We start from the raw sequence: 14023 nt of genomic DNA on the forward strand, positions 1-14023 counted from the left end.
CGCGCCGGAGGACCCGCGCGGACGGACGAGACAGCCGCCATGGATCCCGCGCAGGTCAAGGCCTGGGAAGCCCGCTGCACCGAGGAGCAGCCGCCGGCGTGTCGCGCCGCGTGCCCGCTGCGGGTCGACGTGCGCGCCATGGCCGAGAAGATGAAGGCCGGCGACTTCGTCGGCGCCTATGCCGTCTACGCCACGGTCGTGCCGTTCCCGGCGATCCTCAGCCATGTCTGCGACCACCCCTGCGAGGCGGCGTGCCGGCGAGCCGAGGCGGGCGGGGCGCTGCGCATCCGGGCGCTCGAGCAGGCCTGCGTCGAGGAGGCCTACGGCACGGCGCGGCGGGTGATCCAGAAGGCCCGCAAGCCGAAGCGCATCGCCGTCGTCGGCGCCGGCCTCGCCGGCCTCACGTCGGCGTTCGACCTCGCCATGAAGGGCCATGCCGTCACGGTCATCGAGGCGGATGCGCACGCGCTCGAGACGCTGCGCCACGCCTATGACGAGACCATCCTCCCGGCCTCGGCGATCGAGGTGGAGATCGGCGGGCTCGCCAAGCTCGGCGTGACGGTGAACTGCCGGGCCCGCGTCACGGCGGGCGACGGGCCGCTCGGGCTCGACACGCTGGTCGCCGGCAACGACGCGGTGCTGCTGGCGCTCGGGGCGCGCCCGGCCTCCGCCTTCGCCGAGGCGCTCCGCCTCAACGACAGCGGCCGCATCGCGGTCGATCCGGAGACGCGCACCACCAGCCGGCCCGGCGTCTTCGCCACCGGCCTGCACGAACGGCTGGGCACGGCGTGGTCGCCGCTCCGCTCGATCACCGACGGCCGCCGCGCCGCCGCCTCGATCGACCGCTTCCTGCAGGGCGCCTCGCTGACCGCCGGCCGCGACGAGGAGACCGGCACCTGCCTCTACGTGAACGTCACCGCCCACGCGCCGCAGCCGCCGGTCGCCGCGGCGCAGCCGGGCGGTGCCTACACGCACGCCGAGGCGATGGCGGAGGCGGCGCGCTGCTTCCCGTGCCGCTGCCTCGAATGCGTGAACGCCTGCGCGTACCTCGCCCGTTACGGCGCCTATCCGAAGCGCTACGTGCGCGAGATCTACAACAACGACTCGATCGTGATGGGCAACCGCAAGGCCAACCGCATGATCGACTCCTGCACCCTGTGCGGCCTGTGTGCGGAGCTGTGCCCGAACGATCTCGCCATGGGCGAGGTCTGCCTGGAGGCGCGGCGCAGCATGGTGCGGCGGGGCAAGATGCCGCCCTCGCATCACGACTTCGCGCTGCGCGACATGGCCTTCGCGCGCTCCGACGAGGTGACGCTGGCGCGCCATCAGCCCGGGCACGACGCCAGCGCGGTCGCGTTCTTCCCGGGCTGTGCGCTCGCCGGCTCGTCGCCCGATCATGTCGCGCGGCTCTACGCGCATCTGTGCGGCCGCCTGTCCGGCGGGGTCGGCTTGGTGCTGGATTGCTGCGGCGCGCCCTCGCACTGGTCCGGCCGCGAGACGCTCCACGCCGAGGTGAGGACCGGGCTCGTCGCGACCTGGGAGCGGCTCGGCCGGCCGACGCTGATCACGGCCTGTGCGAGCTGCCTCCGGCACATGGACGATCTCCATCCCGATATCGAGGTGCGCTCGCTGTGGCCGCTGCTCGCCGAGGTCGGCTGGCCGGAGGGCGCGCGTGCCGCGATCGCCGGGCCGCTCGCCATCCACGATCCCTGTGCCGCGCGTCACGACGCCGCGTCGCAGGACGCGGTGCGGAAGCTCGCCGCCGGGCTCGGCGCGACGGTGCACGAGCTCGGCGGCGCGGCGCGCACCACCTGCTGCGGCTTCGGCGGGCTCGTCACCTTCGCCAACCCGGAAGTCGCCGACGCCATCGTCGACCGCCGCATCGGCGAGAGCGACGACGACTACCTGGTCTGGTGCGCCATGTGCCGCGACAGCTTCGCGCGTCGCGGCAAGCGCGCCGCCCATCTGCTCGACCTCGCGTTCCCGGCGGCGGACGGCGGCGATCCGGCGGAGCGGCCGGATCCCGGCTTCTCCGGGCGGCGCGACAACCGGCGCCGGCTGAAGGTCCGGCTGGCGCGTGACCTCTGGGGGGACGACGTGAGCGAGCCGGCCGATCCGTCGCGGGAGCGACGGCTGATCATCGATCCGGCGGTGCGGGCCGACATGGAGCGCAAGCTGATCCTGGTCGAGGACGTCGATCGGGTCGTGCTGCACGCCGAGACGACGGGGCAGAAGCTGAAGGATCCACGCACCGGCCGCAGCATCGCGTCAGCCCGGCTCGGGAGCCTGACCTGCTGGGTCGAGTACGAGGTCGGGCCGGTCGGCGTCGTCGTCCACCGCGCCTACGGCCACCGCATGACCGTGGAGTCGTCGTCGTGACCCCGGACGCGGCCACCGTCGATCTCGTCTGCGCGGCCTGCGACCGTCCGCTGGAGATCGGCCGCGTGGTCGCGTCGTACATGGGGCAGACCTTTCCGGTCGACCTGCCGCGCTGCCCGGTCTGCGGCTTCGTCTACGTCTCGGAAGAGCTCGCCTCCGGCAAGATGCTGAAGGTCGAGCAGGCGCTGGAGGACAAGTGATGTCCGACGCGTCGCTCTGCCGGGGGCTGTTCGGCAGCGGTCTCGTCCACGAGGCGGACGGAACGCCGCTGCGTCCCGGCGGCCTGCTGCTCACCGAGCTGATGCTCCGTCACGCCCGCTTCGCCGCCGGCGCCACCGTGCTCGACGTCGGCTGCGGCCAGGGGGCCGGCACCGCGTGCCTGGCGGCGCGCGACCTGCGGGCGATCGGCATCGACCTGTCGGTGCCGGCGCTGCGCGCGGCGCGGCGGCACGCGGCGGGCGCGCGCTTCGCCGCCGCCTCCGGGGTGCTGCTGCCGCTGCGGCCGCGCAGCGTCGACGGCGTGCTGGCCGAATGCTGCCTGTCGGTCGTCGGCGAGCGCCGGCGCGCGCTCGCCGAATGGCGCCGCGTGCTGCGTCCCGGGGCGCGCATCGCGATCAGCGACGTCTACCGCCGCGCCGCGGCCGGCGACGAGAACGACCGCCCCGCCGGCATCGCGAGCTGGCAGACGCTCGCCCGCGAGGTCTGCGGCGCTGGCTTCACCATCCTGCATTTCGAGGATCGCTCCGAGGTCCTGAGGGAGTGGGTGGCGCGCTTCATCTTCGCCTACGGCTCCCTCGATCCGCTGTGGGGCGACGCATGCGACCGCGGCCGCGGCCGCGACGGCGGGCGGCGACCCGCCCTCGGCTACTACGTGATGGTCGCGAGCAAGGCGGTCCGCCGCCGCCAGGGGAGAGCACGATGAGCACGGACGCGTCCTTCCGCATCGCCGAGCTGCTGCTCGACGGCTTCAAGTGCAGCCACATCCTCGTCCTGCTGGCGCTGGAGGCGCAGGGCCGCGCCGATCCCGACCTGGTCCGCGCCATGTCGGGCCTCGCGGTCGGCATGGGGCAGGGCTTCAACTGCGGGGCGCTCTCCGCCGGCTGCTGCGTGATCGGCCTCTATGCCGGCCGCGGGCCGGCCGACGCCGCCGAGGACCCGCGCTTCGCCGACGCGCTCGACGCGCTGTCGGGCTGGTTCCACGCCATGGCGAAGGAGCGGTACGGCGGCATCGACTGCGCCGACATCATGAAGTTCGATCCGGCCCTCAAGGCGGAGCGCTGTCCGGGCCTGATCCTCGACACCTGGACCAAGGCGACCGAGATCCTCGCCGCGCAGGGTTTCGATCTCGACCGGCCGCGGCCGGTCGGCGACGCCGATGCGGCGCCTCCGACGGCGTGAGGAGGGGCCGATGTCCTGCCGCCCGCGCGCCGTTCCGCTCCGCCCCGAAGTCGCCGCCGTCGTGCTCGCCGCCGGCCGCTCGACCCGCATGGGGGCGTTCAAGCCGCTGCTGCCGTTCGGCGGCGCCGCGACCGTGCTCGATCACGTCGTCGGCCGCCTGCGCGCCGCCGGCATCGACCGCATCCACGTGGTGGTCGGCCACAAGGCGGACGAGACGACCAAGGCCGCGGCGCGGCTGGGCGCCGTCGCGGTGCGCAACCCCGATGTCGACCGCGGCATGTTCTCGAGCGTGCAGGTCGGCATCGGCTCGCTGCCAATCGGCGTCGCCGGATGCCTGCTGCTGCCGGTCGACATCCCGCTGCTGCGCGCCACGACCCTGGCCCGCATCGCCGCCGCCGCGGTGGAGACCGGCGCCGCCATTCTCCATCCGGCCTTCCGGGGCGTGCGCGGGCATCCCCCCTTCATCGCCGCCGCGCTGTTCGACACGATCGGCCGGGCCGATCCCGGCGGCAGCCTGCGCGGCGTGCTGGAGGCTCACGAAGCGGCCCGTCCCTCGGCGGTGCGCGAGCTCGTGGTGTTCGATCGCGGCAGCCTGCGCGACATGGACCATCCGGCCGACTATCGGTGCCTCGTCGCGGCGCTGGCGCACGATCGCGCGCCCGACCCGGAAGAGTGCGAGGCGATGCTCGACGCCGCCGCCACCGGCGCGTCGGTGCGGGCCCATGGCCGCGCCGTGGCGGCGCTCGCCGTGACGCTGGCCGAACGGCTCGTCGCCGCCGGCCTGCGCCTCGACGTCGACCTGGTCCGGGCCGGCGCGCTGGTGCACGACATCGCCAAGGGCCGCGACCACCACGCCGAGACCGGGGCCGCGATGCTGCGCGCCTTCGGCTTCCCCGAGGTCGCCCGCATCGTCGCCCGCCATATGGAGATCGCGTTCGATGGCGAGACCCTCGACGAGGCCGTGATCGTCCATCTCGCCGACAAGCTGGTCGCCGGCGAGCGCCGCGTCACGCTCGCCGAGCGCTTCGCCCCCGGGCTCGCGCGCTTCCGCGACGACCCGGCCGCCATCGCCGGCGCGCGGCGCCGGCTCGCCACCGCCGAGGCGATCCTCGACGCCGTCGTGCTGCGGCTCGGCGGCCGCCGTGGCTCGGCGGCCGCGATGCGTCCGCCTGCCGTCGCGGCACGGCGCGCCACCGGGAGGGCCGCGCCATGACGTCCGCCTGCTGCACGTTTCCCGACGAGCCGACCGAGAGCGTCTGCCCGGTCTGTCTCGCCACCATCCCGGCGGTGCGTCGCGCCGTCGGTGACGCCGTCCACCTCGTCAAGACCTGCCGGTCGCACGGCACCTTCTCGGTGCCGGTGTGGCGCGGCCTGGCGAGCTACGTGCGATGGGGCGAGGGGGCGCGCGCCCTGGCGCGGCCGCCGGTCTGCGCCACGCCGGTGGACAAGGGCTGCCCGCACGATTGCGGCCTCTGCCCGGATCATCGCCAGCAGAGCTGCTGCGTGCTGCTCGAGGTGACGTCGCGCTGCGATCTCGCCTGTCCGGTGTGCTTCGCCTCGGCCAGCCGGCACGGCCGCGACGCGAGCCTGGCCGAGATCGACGGCTGGCTCGACGCGCTCGCCGAAGCCACCGGGGCCCGCGTCCATGTCCAGATCTCCGGCGGCGAGCCGACCGTGCGCGACGACCTGCCCGAGATCGTGCGGCGGGTCCGGGCGCGCGGCTTCGACTTCGTCCAGCTCAACACCAACGGCGTGCGGCTCGCGCAGGATCCCGACTATGTCGACGCGCTCGCCGCGGCCGGGCTCGACTGCGTGTTCCTTCAGTTCGACGGCGTGAGCGACGCCGTGCACCGGCGGATCCGGGGTGCGCGGCTCGCCGCCCTGAAGGAGCTCGCGGTGGCGCGCTGCGGCAATGTCGGCATCGGCGTCGTGCTGGTGCCGACCGTGGTGCCGGGCGTCAACGACCGCGAGATCGGCGCCATCGTCGATTTCGCGGTGGCGCGTTTGCCCGAGGTGCGGGCCGTGCACTTCCAGCCGATCAGCTATTTCGGCCGCTGTCCGGAGCCGTCGGCCGCCACCCGCATCACCCTGCCCGAGATCGTCGACCGGCTGGTGGCGCACGGGTGCGGCACCCTCCGGTTCGACGACTTCCGGCCCGGCTCGGTGGAGAACCCGTACTGCTCGTTCAGCGGCCGCTTCCGGGTCGACGGCTCCGGCCGGCTGCGGGCCGAGCGCGACGCCCCGCGCTCCTGCTGTGGCGTCGCGGCGGAGCCCGGGCCGCCGGCGGGCGAGGCCGGCTCGTGCTGCAGTCCGGCGCGCCCGAGCGCCGACGTCGCGCGGGCACGGCGCTACGTCGCCGGGCAGTGGCGGGCGCCCGAGCGCAGCGACGCCGCCGGCCTCGATGCGTTCGACACCGTGCTGGCCGCGCGCTCGCGCACGCTCGGCCTGTCCGGCATGGCGTTCCAGGACGCCTGGACGCTCGACCTCGACCGGGTCCGCCAGTGCCACATCCACGTCGTCGCGCCGGACCGGCGGATCGTGCCGTTCTGCGCCTACAATCTCACCGACCTCAGCGGGCGCTCGCTCTACCGGCCCGCCGCTCCGGCGCGGCCGGCGCGGGCCGCCGTCGTGGCGGCGCGCGTCCTCGCGGGGGCCTGAGATGGGCGCGGCGACGCTCGACGCGTGGACGGCGCGCCGCATGGGCCTCGCCCTGCCGCTCACGCGCGAGGCGGTCGAGGCGTGGCAGGTCGCCCGCCTCGCCGAGCGGGTCGCGGCCGCACGCGCGACGAGCCCGTTCTACCGCACGCGGCCGGACTGGCCCGACCTGTCGATCGCCTCGCGCGAGGACGTCGCGCGGCTGCCCTTCACCCGGCCGTCCGATCTGCTGCGCAACGATCCGCCGCTGGTCGCGCTGTCCCAGAGCGAGGTCGCCCGCATCGTCACGCTGCCGAGCTCGGGCACCAGCGGCGTTCCCAAGCGGTTGCACTTCACGGCGGACGAGCTCGAGGCGACGCTCGATTTCTTCGGCCAGGGCATGGGCCTGTTCACCCGCGCCGGCGACCGCGTCGCCATCCTGTTCGCGGGCGAGCGGCCCGGCAGCGTCGGCGACGCCCTGTCGACGGCGCTGCGGCGGCTCGGAGCGGTGCCGATGCCGATCCCCGCGACCGCGACGGCCGCCGAGGCCGCCGCGATGATCCGGGCGGCACGGCCGATGGTCGTCGCCGGCCCGCCGGTCCGCCTGCTCGCCATCGCCCGTGAGCACGCCATCGACGGCGGCGCGCCGGTGCGGCTGCGCGCGGCGCTCGCCAGCTCCGAGCGCCTGTCGCCCGCGGTGGCGCGGGCGCTCGCGCAGACCTGGGGCTGCGGCGTGCACGACCACTGGGGCATGACCGAGACCGGCTACGGCGGTGCCGTCGACTGCGCGCGGCATGCCGGATGCCATTTGCGCGAGGCCGATCTGTTCGTCGAGATCGTCGATCCCGACACGGGCGCGCCGCGGCCGCCGGGCGCCCTCGGCGAGGTGGTCGTCACCACGCTGCAGCCGCGCGCCGTGCCGCTGGTGCGATACCGCACCGGCGACCTCGCCCGGCTGATCGAGGCGCCGTGCGCCTGCGGCTCGGTGCTGCGCCGGCTCGCCGACTTCTCCGGCCGCATCGGCGCGGCGGTGCCGCTGCCGGGCGGCGGCGCCCTCACGCTGGAGGGGCTCGACGACGCGCTGTTCGCCGTGCCGGCCGTGGCGGACTTCACGGCCCGGGTCGACGGCGGCGATCCGCTGGCGCTCGACCTCGCGGTGGCGATCCCGGCGCGTCTGTGCACGCCGCGGACCTTCGCCGCCGTGCGGCTCGCCGTCGACGGCGCGCCGCCGCTGCGCGCCGCGATCGCTCGCGGCGCCGTGACGGTGCGGGTCGCGCTGGTCGGTGCCGTCCGTCACGACGGCAAGCGGCGGCTGCTGGGGAGGGCGGCATGACGCGCTCCGTCCTGCTGGTCCGTCACGGCGAGGTCGAGGGCGACGGGGCCGAGCGCTTCGTCGGGCGGACCGACCTGCCGATGAGCGCCGCCGGCGAGGCCCGCATCGTGACGCTCGCGGCGGGGCTCGCCGGCCGGCCGCTCGACGCGATCTGGTGTAGCGGCCTCGCGCGCTCGCGCCGCACCGCCGCGCTGCTCGCCGCCGGCCGCGGCATCCCGGTGCGGGTCGCGTCCGCGCTCGCCGAGATCGACATGGGCGACTGGGAGGGGCTGTCCCGCCGCGCCGTGGCGGCACAGCAGCCGGGCGCCTACGCGGCGCGCGGCCGCGACCTCGCCGGCTTCCGGCCGCCCGGCGGCGAGAGCTTCGCCGACCTCGCCGCCCGGGTGCTGCCCTGCTGGCGCACCATCCTGGCCGGGCCCGAGGACGCGGTGGCGATCGCCGGGCACGCCGGCGTCAACCGGGTGATCCTGTGCGACGTGCTCGGCCTGCCGCTCGCCAACCTGTTCCGCCTCGCCCAGACGCCGGGCGGCGTCACCCTGATCGAGATCGGCCGGCAGGGGCCGGTGGTCCGGCTGCTCGACGCGCTGTCGGCGCCTGCAGCGGCCCTCGCGCCGGCGCAGCCGGCGGTGCCGTCCGCCAAGCCGTCCGCCATGTCGGCCGGCGCCGTTCCGGAGACGCTGCGATGCTAGACGCCTGCGGCCGCGCCATCACGTATCTGCGCGTCTCGGTGACCGACCGCTGCGACTTCCGCTGCCGCTACTGCATGGCCGAGCACATGCGCTTCGCGCCGAAGGCCGACGTGCTCGGCCTGGAGGAGCTCGACCGCCTGTGCTCCGCCTTCGTGCGGCTCGGCGTGCGCAAGCTGCGGCTCACCGGCGGCGAGCCGCTGGTCCGCCGCGGCGTCGTCGACCTGATCGGCTCGCTCGCCCGCCATCTCGCCGAGGGCGCCCTCGACGAGCTGACGCTGACCACCAACGGTGCCCAGCTGGCGCGCCACGCCGCGGCGCTCGCCGCGCGCGGAATCCGCCGGGTCAACGTGTCGCTCGACACGCTGCGCCCCGACGTGTTCCGCGAGGTCACGCGGCGCGGCGAGCTCGCCGACGTGCTCGGCGGCATCGCGGCGGCGCGGCGGGCCGGCCTCACCGTGAAGATCAATACCGTGGTGCTGGCCGGCATCAACGACGACGAGATCGGCGACGTCCTCGCCTGGGCGCACGGGCAGGGGATGGATCTGGTGCTGATCGAGGTGATGCCGCTCGGCGAGGTCGACCGCTGGGGCGGCGACCGCCTCGTGCCGCTCGGCCTGGTGCGGGCGCGGCTCGCGGCTCGCTACACGCTCGTCGACATCCCGTTCAGCACCGGCGGGCCGGCCCGCTGGGTGCGGGTCGCCGAGACAGGCGGCCGGCTCGGCTTCATCGCGCCCCGCGTCCACGACTTCTGCCGGACCTGCAACCGCGTGCGCCTCACCTGCACGGGGCGCCTCTATCTCTGCCTCGGCCGCGAGAACGCCGTCGAGCTCGCGCCGCTGTTGCGTGGCCGCGAGAGCGACGCCGCGCTCGACGCGGCGATCCGCGCCGCGGTCCTGAGAAAGCCGAAGGGCCACGACTTCGCGGGGCGTGCGGACGCGGGGTCGCGCCCGGCGCTCGCCCGCCACATGAGCGTGACCGGGGGCTGAGATGCGGCGGGCCGTGCCGGCCCGCGCCGCAGTCCGCCGAGCGATGTGAAGGAGCCTTCCATGTGCCTCGCGATACCGGCCCGGGTGACGGCGCTGCTGCCCGATGGGATGGCGAAGGTGAGCCTCGACGGGGTGAGCAAGGTGATCTCGGTGGCGCTGGTCGAGGGCGTCGCGCCGGGCGACTACGTGGTGCTGCATGTCGGCTACGCGCTGGCGAAGATCGACGCCGCCGAGGCCGAGCGCACCCTGGCGCTGCTCGCCGAGGCGGGCACACGGCCGCCGGCGGCCCCCTGACGGGTGGCGATCCGGCTGCTTCGCCCATCCGGCATCGGCGGTATCACAGTCGGGACCGGCGGCCCGGCGCCGCGACGGGGCCAGTCGGTGCGGTATCGAAGGCGTTCGAAAATGCGTTCGGACACGGGCGGTTCACTGGCACGCCCAAGGGGATTACCCATTCTTGGAGGAAAATGCCGAGTTTCAGAGACCTGGCTCGATCGGGCTCGCTGCTCGTGATCGACGTTCTCGCAAAGCACTGCACCGCCGACCGAACAGTGGGACTCGAGGTCTCGCCGATGTCGTCGAGGATGTGCTCCAAAAAAATGCACAATCGTTCTGCTTGACCGGTGTTGCCGGTCGGCTCACCCTTGCGGAGGACATGACGACTTCAGATGCGTCGCCGACAGCGACGTGATCGAACGGAGCATGGCGGGCCGTATGATCGCCACCGAAACGGCATCGTCCTCGATCCCATTCGCGGATGTTTGTGTTGTCGGTGCCGGCCCCGTCGGCCTCGCCGTGAGCCTCGAATGCGAAGCGCGCGGGCTTCGGGTCGTGCTCCTCGAATCCGGTCTGCAGAGGAACTGCTCGGAAGCGCAGGCGCTAGCCGCGCTGGATATCGTCGACGAACGCAGGCATGCGCCTGCGGCCAGGACCGTCTGGCGCGGGCTCGGCGGAACGTCCGAGCGGTGGGGCGGCCGCTGCGTGCCTCTCGAAGACATCGATTTCTCGCCGCGGCCCGCCATCCGCGACACTGGATGGCCGATCGGATACGCGGAGTTCGGCCGGCACTTCGAGCGGGCCGCCCGGTTTCTCGACTGCGGCAAGGCCGAGTTCCGGTCACGTCTCGATCTTCCAGGCAGCCCCCACGAGATCCTCGTCTCGAACGTCGAGCGATGGAGCCGACAGCGGCGGCTTCGGATCGTTCACGGCCGCTGTCTGAAACGCTCCGAACGACTGCGCGTCTATCTCGGCTGCACGGTCGTCCGCATCGTTCGGGCCGAGAACGGCGACGCGGAAGCGCTCGTCGTGCGGAGCGGCGATCACGAGCACCACGTTCGCGCCGGCCGTTTCGTCCTGGCGGCGGGTGGAGTCGAGACGACCCGCCTTCTCCTCAACACGCGAATTCATGCGGGCGAGCGCTTCGGAGGGCCTGCGCTGGGGCGCTACTACATGGGGCATCTCGCGGGATCGATCGCCCGCGTCGAGATCACCGACCGGTCCTTCGCAGACTCCGTCCAGTTTCGACGCGATCCCGACGGCGTGTTCGTGCGCCGTCGGCTCACCGTCGCTGCCGGGCTCCAGGACTCGCTCGGGCTGCGCAACATCTCGATGTGGCTCGACAATCGTCCCCTCGGCGATCCGTGGCATCGCAGCGGCATGCTCTCGGCGATTCATCTTCTGCGAGGCGGTGTCGACGATCTCTCGGCCGGACCGGCTCCGGCGATGGTGCGGCGCCTTTCGGCCAGCCGGCGCATCGACCACGCAGCCAACGTCGCTTCACACCTGCCGGATGCCGCGACGGGCCTCGCCAGGCTGGCGGCCTCGGTCCTGCCGGGTATCACACGCGGTCCCCACTTCTTCCACAGAACCCCGGACGATCGTTATTCGCTTCGGTTCTCGAGCGAGCAGACGCCGCTGGCGGAAAGCACCGTCACTCTGTCGGAGGCGCGGGACCGCTACGGCGTGCGCCGTGCCAAGGTGGATCTGCGCTTCGCGCCGCGGGACTTCGCGTCGGTGGTGGAGGCGCATCGCATCGTCGCGCGATGGTTCGGTCGAACCCGCCTCGGACGATTCGAGTTCGTGTCGCCGGAAGACGAGCTCGAACAGAGCGTGTCGGACCAGGCGTGGGACGGCTTTCATCAGATCGGAACCACCCGAATGTCGCGGGATGCGCGGTCGGGCGTCGTGGACGAGCAGTGCCGTGTTCACGGCACCTCCAACCTCTATGTCGCGGGGCCGTCCGTATTCCCCACGAGCGGTCACGCCAATCCGACGTTCTCGGCCGTCGTGCTCGCGGTCAGGCTCGCCGAGCATCTCGCCTGGGCGGCGGCGAAGCCGATCGCCGACGCGATAACGCCCGCACGTGCGGGATGACGGCGCCTTGCGTCGCACTCATGACCGCCGTCGAGGCCGACCGGACTCCGCGGCAGCGACCGTCCGGGTCGATCACGAGTGGTTCTTGTTCTGAAGCTCCGTGAGACTTCCGTGCAGATCCGCGCGCTGGTCCCGGGCGCCCGGCTCGCGTGCGGATCTCGGCGCGCCGAACCGACGGCCCGTCGCCAAGCGGAAAAGAACGACAGCGAAGTATCCGACCTGAATCGCGACCGCGGCGACCACCATCGAAACGAGGATCTCCGAGAGCGGCAGCCCGAGCCACGCGATGCCCCCCGCGTACAGAGCGAGCGCCGCGACCGAGGCCAGGACGAGGCCGGGCACGGCGAGAAAGAGCCCGAGGAGGCAGCCGAAAAGAAAAAAGACGGCGAGGCTTGTCATCGCGTCCTCGTGCAACGCGTCGGTCCGCGACGCGTGTTCGTGCGGCGCATCCCGCGCGGGGATCGAGGCCGTTCTTCGCGCCAGCCGATCGGGACACGAGGTCAGTATGCCGAGTCGACGAATCGTCCGAAAGAGGATTTCTCCTTAAGGTGAGGCCAATAGCGGTTGTTCAACGCACCGCGATACAGTCCCGGCGTCCGAATTCCGGACAATCGGCTCATTGTGGAACGAATCGGTACGTCTTGCGCTACCGCCTTACCGTAGGCGGCAAGCTTCGGAGTTCTTACGACTTCGTGAAGGATGTTTCGACTTCGTGGCGGGCCTGCCGGACGCGTCGGCGATGTGCCCGCGTCGCGGCTCCCCCCATGCCGTGAACGCCGGGGCACGCTGTTCGGAGACCGACGTGCACGTCACCTCGGTTCGGCCGGGCGCAGCGCGCCGACCGTCGACGTGGGGGGCCGGGTCTCCTTCTCGACCCGGAGCACGTCGCCGGGCGCGAGCGGAGTGTTCTCGTCGGCGGCGATCTCCGCGCGCGTCGATCCGGTCGTACGGACGACGGAGAACACCGGAACCCGGACGGCCGAGGCGGCGCGCTCGAGCGTGAGCCGCGGCGCCGTCACGGTCGCCTCGTCGATCAGCGCGTTCGCGGTGTTCAGCCTGGCACCGAGCTGCTCGATCGCGCCGCGGGTCTCCTGCAGCTCCGCGACGATCTTGGCGCGCCTCTCCTTGCGCAGGTCGGTGGCGTCGCGCGCGGCCTTGCGGCCTTCCTGCTGGGCGCGCAGGGACGCCGTCTCGAAGTCGAGCAGCTTGCTTTCGAGCTCCGCCACGGTGCGCTGCATCGAGAACTCCCGCGCGTTCACGGCCAGTCCCTTCTCGACCAGCGACCCGACGTTCTTCAGCTCGCGGTGGGCCAGGGCGATCTGCTTCTGCTGGCTGGCGATCTTGTTGGTGAGCGACGTGACCTCCTTGGCGTACAGCATCTCGAGCTCGGAGAGCGCCGTGAGCTGCGACTGCAGCGCGTCGCGTCGGGACCGCAGGAGGGTGGTCTCGTCGGCGATCAGTCGCGTCGATTCCTCGTCCTGCGGCAGCTCGGACGGGTGGCGGAGTGACGGCTTGTCCTCGAGCTCCGCCTCGAGGCGGGCGCGGCGGGCGAGATTGCGTCGAAGTTCGAGGCGGGCGCTCTCCAAGCTGCCGGCGGCGACGATTCTGTCGCGCTCCAGCCGGATGAGTCCCGCCTCCGAGACGCGTTGCATGCCGCCCGCGAGCCCGAGCAGCTGCAACGGCGTGAGATCCGGACGATAGGCGTACTCGCCGGGCCGCTCGACCTCGCCCACGACATAGACGGGCCTGTACTGCACGATCTCGACGGCGGCGTCCGGCCGGCTGGCGAGGCCCGCCCGGCGCTGGAGCGCGTCGGAGATGGCGGTCGCGACGTCACCGGTGGTCCGGCCGGCCGCGGGGACCTCGCCGATCAGCGGAATCGCGAGATTGCCGGCCATGTTGACGACGTATTCGGCATTGAGGGGAAGCCACTCCTGATACTCGCCCTTGCCGGCACGCCATTCGATGACCTTCAGGCGGAGCTTGTCCTGCGGGCCGAGCCTGTAGGGCTCGGCCGGCGCCGTCGGCGGCCACAGCGCGACCGCGGCGGCCAGGAGGGCCGAGACGAACCGGCTGGTGCGGCGGTCGAGCCGGTCGACGAGGCGATGGCGGACCGCCGTTTGCACTCCGCTCGCTCGTCCTTCGATCTGGTTGGTCATCCACAGCTCCATCGATCTGGTTCTCGATCGTCGCCCGGCAAAGGACGCCGACCGTGGTCGTCCGCTCCGGCC

13 protein-coding genes are annotated in these 14023 nt (G+C 73.1%); 11 read left to right on the top strand and 2 right to left on the bottom strand.

From position 1 onward, the window contains the following. The first annotated feature begins 39 nt into the window (after positions 1 to 39). The 11 genes from J2S22_RS01945 (at position 40) to J2S22_RS01995 (ending at position 11792) form a co-directional block, all read left to right on the top strand. Positions 40 to 2379 carry a pyridine nucleotide-disulfide oxidoreductase/dicluster-binding protein gene (locus tag J2S22_RS01945; protein ID WP_272776066.1) on the top strand — a complete coding sequence of 780 codons (2340 nt, stop codon included), beginning with the start codon at positions 40 to 42 and terminating at the stop codon, positions 2377 to 2379. Further along, complete coding sequence (locus J2S22_RS01950) at positions 2376 to 2579, top strand: DVU_1557 family redox protein (RefSeq protein ID WP_272776067.1); 204 nt, start codon at positions 2376 to 2378, stop codon at positions 2577 to 2579. The genes J2S22_RS01945 and J2S22_RS01950 overlap by 4 nt, the downstream gene beginning before the upstream one ends. Further along, complete coding sequence (trsM, locus tag J2S22_RS01955; protein ID WP_272776068.1) at positions 2579 to 3301, top strand: DVU_1556 family methyltransferase; 723 nt, start codon at positions 2579 to 2581, stop codon at positions 3299 to 3301. Before J2S22_RS01950 ends, trsM begins: the two co-directional genes overlap by 1 nt. Then, positions 3298 to 3777: a DVU_1555 family C-GCAxxG-C-C protein gene (locus tag J2S22_RS01960; protein ID WP_272776069.1), complete on the top strand. Its 480-nt coding sequence runs from the start codon at positions 3298 to 3300 to the stop codon at positions 3775 to 3777. The genes trsM and J2S22_RS01960 overlap by 4 nt, the downstream gene beginning before the upstream one ends. Before the next feature lie 10 nt (positions 3778 to 3787). After that, positions 3788 to 4990, top strand: coding sequence for a DVU_1551 family NTP transferase (locus tag J2S22_RS01965; RefSeq protein ID WP_272776070.1), 1203 nt, complete (start codon positions 3788 to 3790; stop codon positions 4988 to 4990). Then, positions 4987 to 6435, top strand: coding sequence for a radical SAM (seleno)protein TrsS (gene trsS / locus J2S22_RS01970; RefSeq protein ID WP_272776071.1), 1449 nt, complete (start codon positions 4987 to 4989; stop codon positions 6433 to 6435). The genes J2S22_RS01965 and trsS overlap by 4 nt, the downstream gene beginning before the upstream one ends. A gap of 1 nt (position 6436) precedes the next feature. Further along, positions 6437 to 7744 carry a DVU_1553 family AMP-dependent CoA ligase gene (locus J2S22_RS01975; protein WP_272776072.1) on the top strand — a complete coding sequence of 436 codons (1308 nt, stop codon included), beginning with the start codon at positions 6437 to 6439 and terminating at the stop codon, positions 7742 to 7744. After that, on the top strand, positions 7741 to 8433 hold the full coding sequence (locus J2S22_RS01980) for a histidine phosphatase family protein (protein ID WP_272776073.1): 693 nt from the start codon (positions 7741 to 7743) through the stop codon (positions 8431 to 8433). Before J2S22_RS01975 ends, J2S22_RS01980 begins: the two co-directional genes overlap by 4 nt. Continuing rightward, entirely contained in the window at positions 8427 to 9419 is a 993-nt protein-coding gene (gene moaA / locus J2S22_RS01985; RefSeq protein WP_272776074.1) for a GTP 3',8-cyclase MoaA, read from the top strand. Before J2S22_RS01980 ends, moaA begins: the two co-directional genes overlap by 7 nt. Positions 9420 to 9479: 60 nt before the next feature. Continuing rightward, complete coding sequence (locus J2S22_RS01990; protein WP_272776075.1) at positions 9480 to 9713, top strand: HypC/HybG/HupF family hydrogenase formation chaperone; 234 nt, start codon at positions 9480 to 9482, stop codon at positions 9711 to 9713. 393 nt (positions 9714 to 10106) lie between these two features. Beyond that, the gene (locus J2S22_RS01995; protein WP_272776076.1) at positions 10107 to 11792 is read left to right on the top strand and encodes a GMC oxidoreductase; all 1686 of its coding nucleotides are present in this window, start codon (positions 10107 to 10109) and stop codon (positions 11790 to 11792) included. 72 nt (positions 11793 to 11864) lie between these two features. Here the strand turns inward: J2S22_RS01995 and J2S22_RS02000 are convergent, their stop codons facing one another. Both J2S22_RS02000 and J2S22_RS02005 read right to left on the bottom strand, forming a co-directional pair. Further along, positions 11865 to 12191, bottom strand: a complete 327-nt coding sequence (locus J2S22_RS02000; protein ID WP_272776077.1) for a hypothetical protein — start codon at positions 12189 to 12191, stop codon at positions 11865 to 11867. A 410-nt stretch (positions 12192 to 12601) separates the two neighbouring features. After that, a complete protein-coding gene (locus tag J2S22_RS02005; protein WP_272776078.1) occupies positions 12602 to 13951 on the bottom strand; it encodes a polysaccharide biosynthesis/export family protein in 1350 nt (449 codons plus the stop codon). Between the last annotated feature and the right edge of the window lie 72 nt (positions 13952 to 14023).

The sequence above is a fragment of the Rhodoplanes tepidamans genome, from assembly GCF_030813915.1.
Classification (GTDB): Bacteria; Pseudomonadota; Alphaproteobacteria; order Rhizobiales; family Xanthobacteraceae; genus Rhodoplanes; species Rhodoplanes tepidamans.

What these genes read in the sequence shown, in the direction of transcription:
- J2S22_RS01945 (WP_272776066.1), top strand. Translation starts at nt 40, where the DNA reads ATGGATCCCGCGCAGGTCAAGGCCTGGGAAGCCCGCTGCACCGAGGAG.
- trsM (WP_272776068.1), top strand. Translation starts at nt 2,579, where the DNA reads ATGTCCGACGCGTCGCTCTGCCGGGGGCTGTTCGGCAGCGGTCTCGTC.
- J2S22_RS01960 (WP_272776069.1), top strand. Translation starts at nt 3,298, where the DNA reads ATGAGCACGGACGCGTCCTTCCGCATCGCCGAGCTGCTGCTCGACGGC.
- J2S22_RS01965 (WP_272776070.1), top strand. Translation starts at nt 3,788, where the DNA reads ATGTCCTGCCGCCCGCGCGCCGTTCCGCTCCGCCCCGAAGTCGCCGCC.
- trsS (WP_272776071.1), top strand. Translation starts at nt 4,987, where the DNA reads ATGACGTCCGCCTGCTGCACGTTTCCCGACGAGCCGACCGAGAGCGTC.
- J2S22_RS01975 (WP_272776072.1), top strand. Translation starts at nt 6,437, where the DNA reads ATGGGCGCGGCGACGCTCGACGCGTGGACGGCGCGCCGCATGGGCCTC.
- J2S22_RS01980 (WP_272776073.1), top strand. Translation starts at nt 7,741, where the DNA reads ATGACGCGCTCCGTCCTGCTGGTCCGTCACGGCGAGGTCGAGGGCGAC.
- moaA (WP_272776074.1), top strand. Translation starts at nt 8,427, where the DNA reads ATGCTAGACGCCTGCGGCCGCGCCATCACGTATCTGCGCGTCTCGGTG.
- J2S22_RS01990 (WP_272776075.1), top strand. Translation starts at nt 9,480, where the DNA reads ATGTGCCTCGCGATACCGGCCCGGGTGACGGCGCTGCTGCCCGATGGG.
- J2S22_RS02000 (WP_272776077.1), bottom strand. Translation starts at nt 12,191, where the DNA reads ATGACAAGCCTCGCCGTCTTTTTTCTTTTCGGCTGCCTCCTCGGGCTC.
- J2S22_RS02005 (WP_272776078.1), bottom strand. Translation starts at nt 13,951, where the DNA reads ATGACCAACCAGATCGAAGGACGAGCGAGCGGAGTGCAAACGGCGGTC.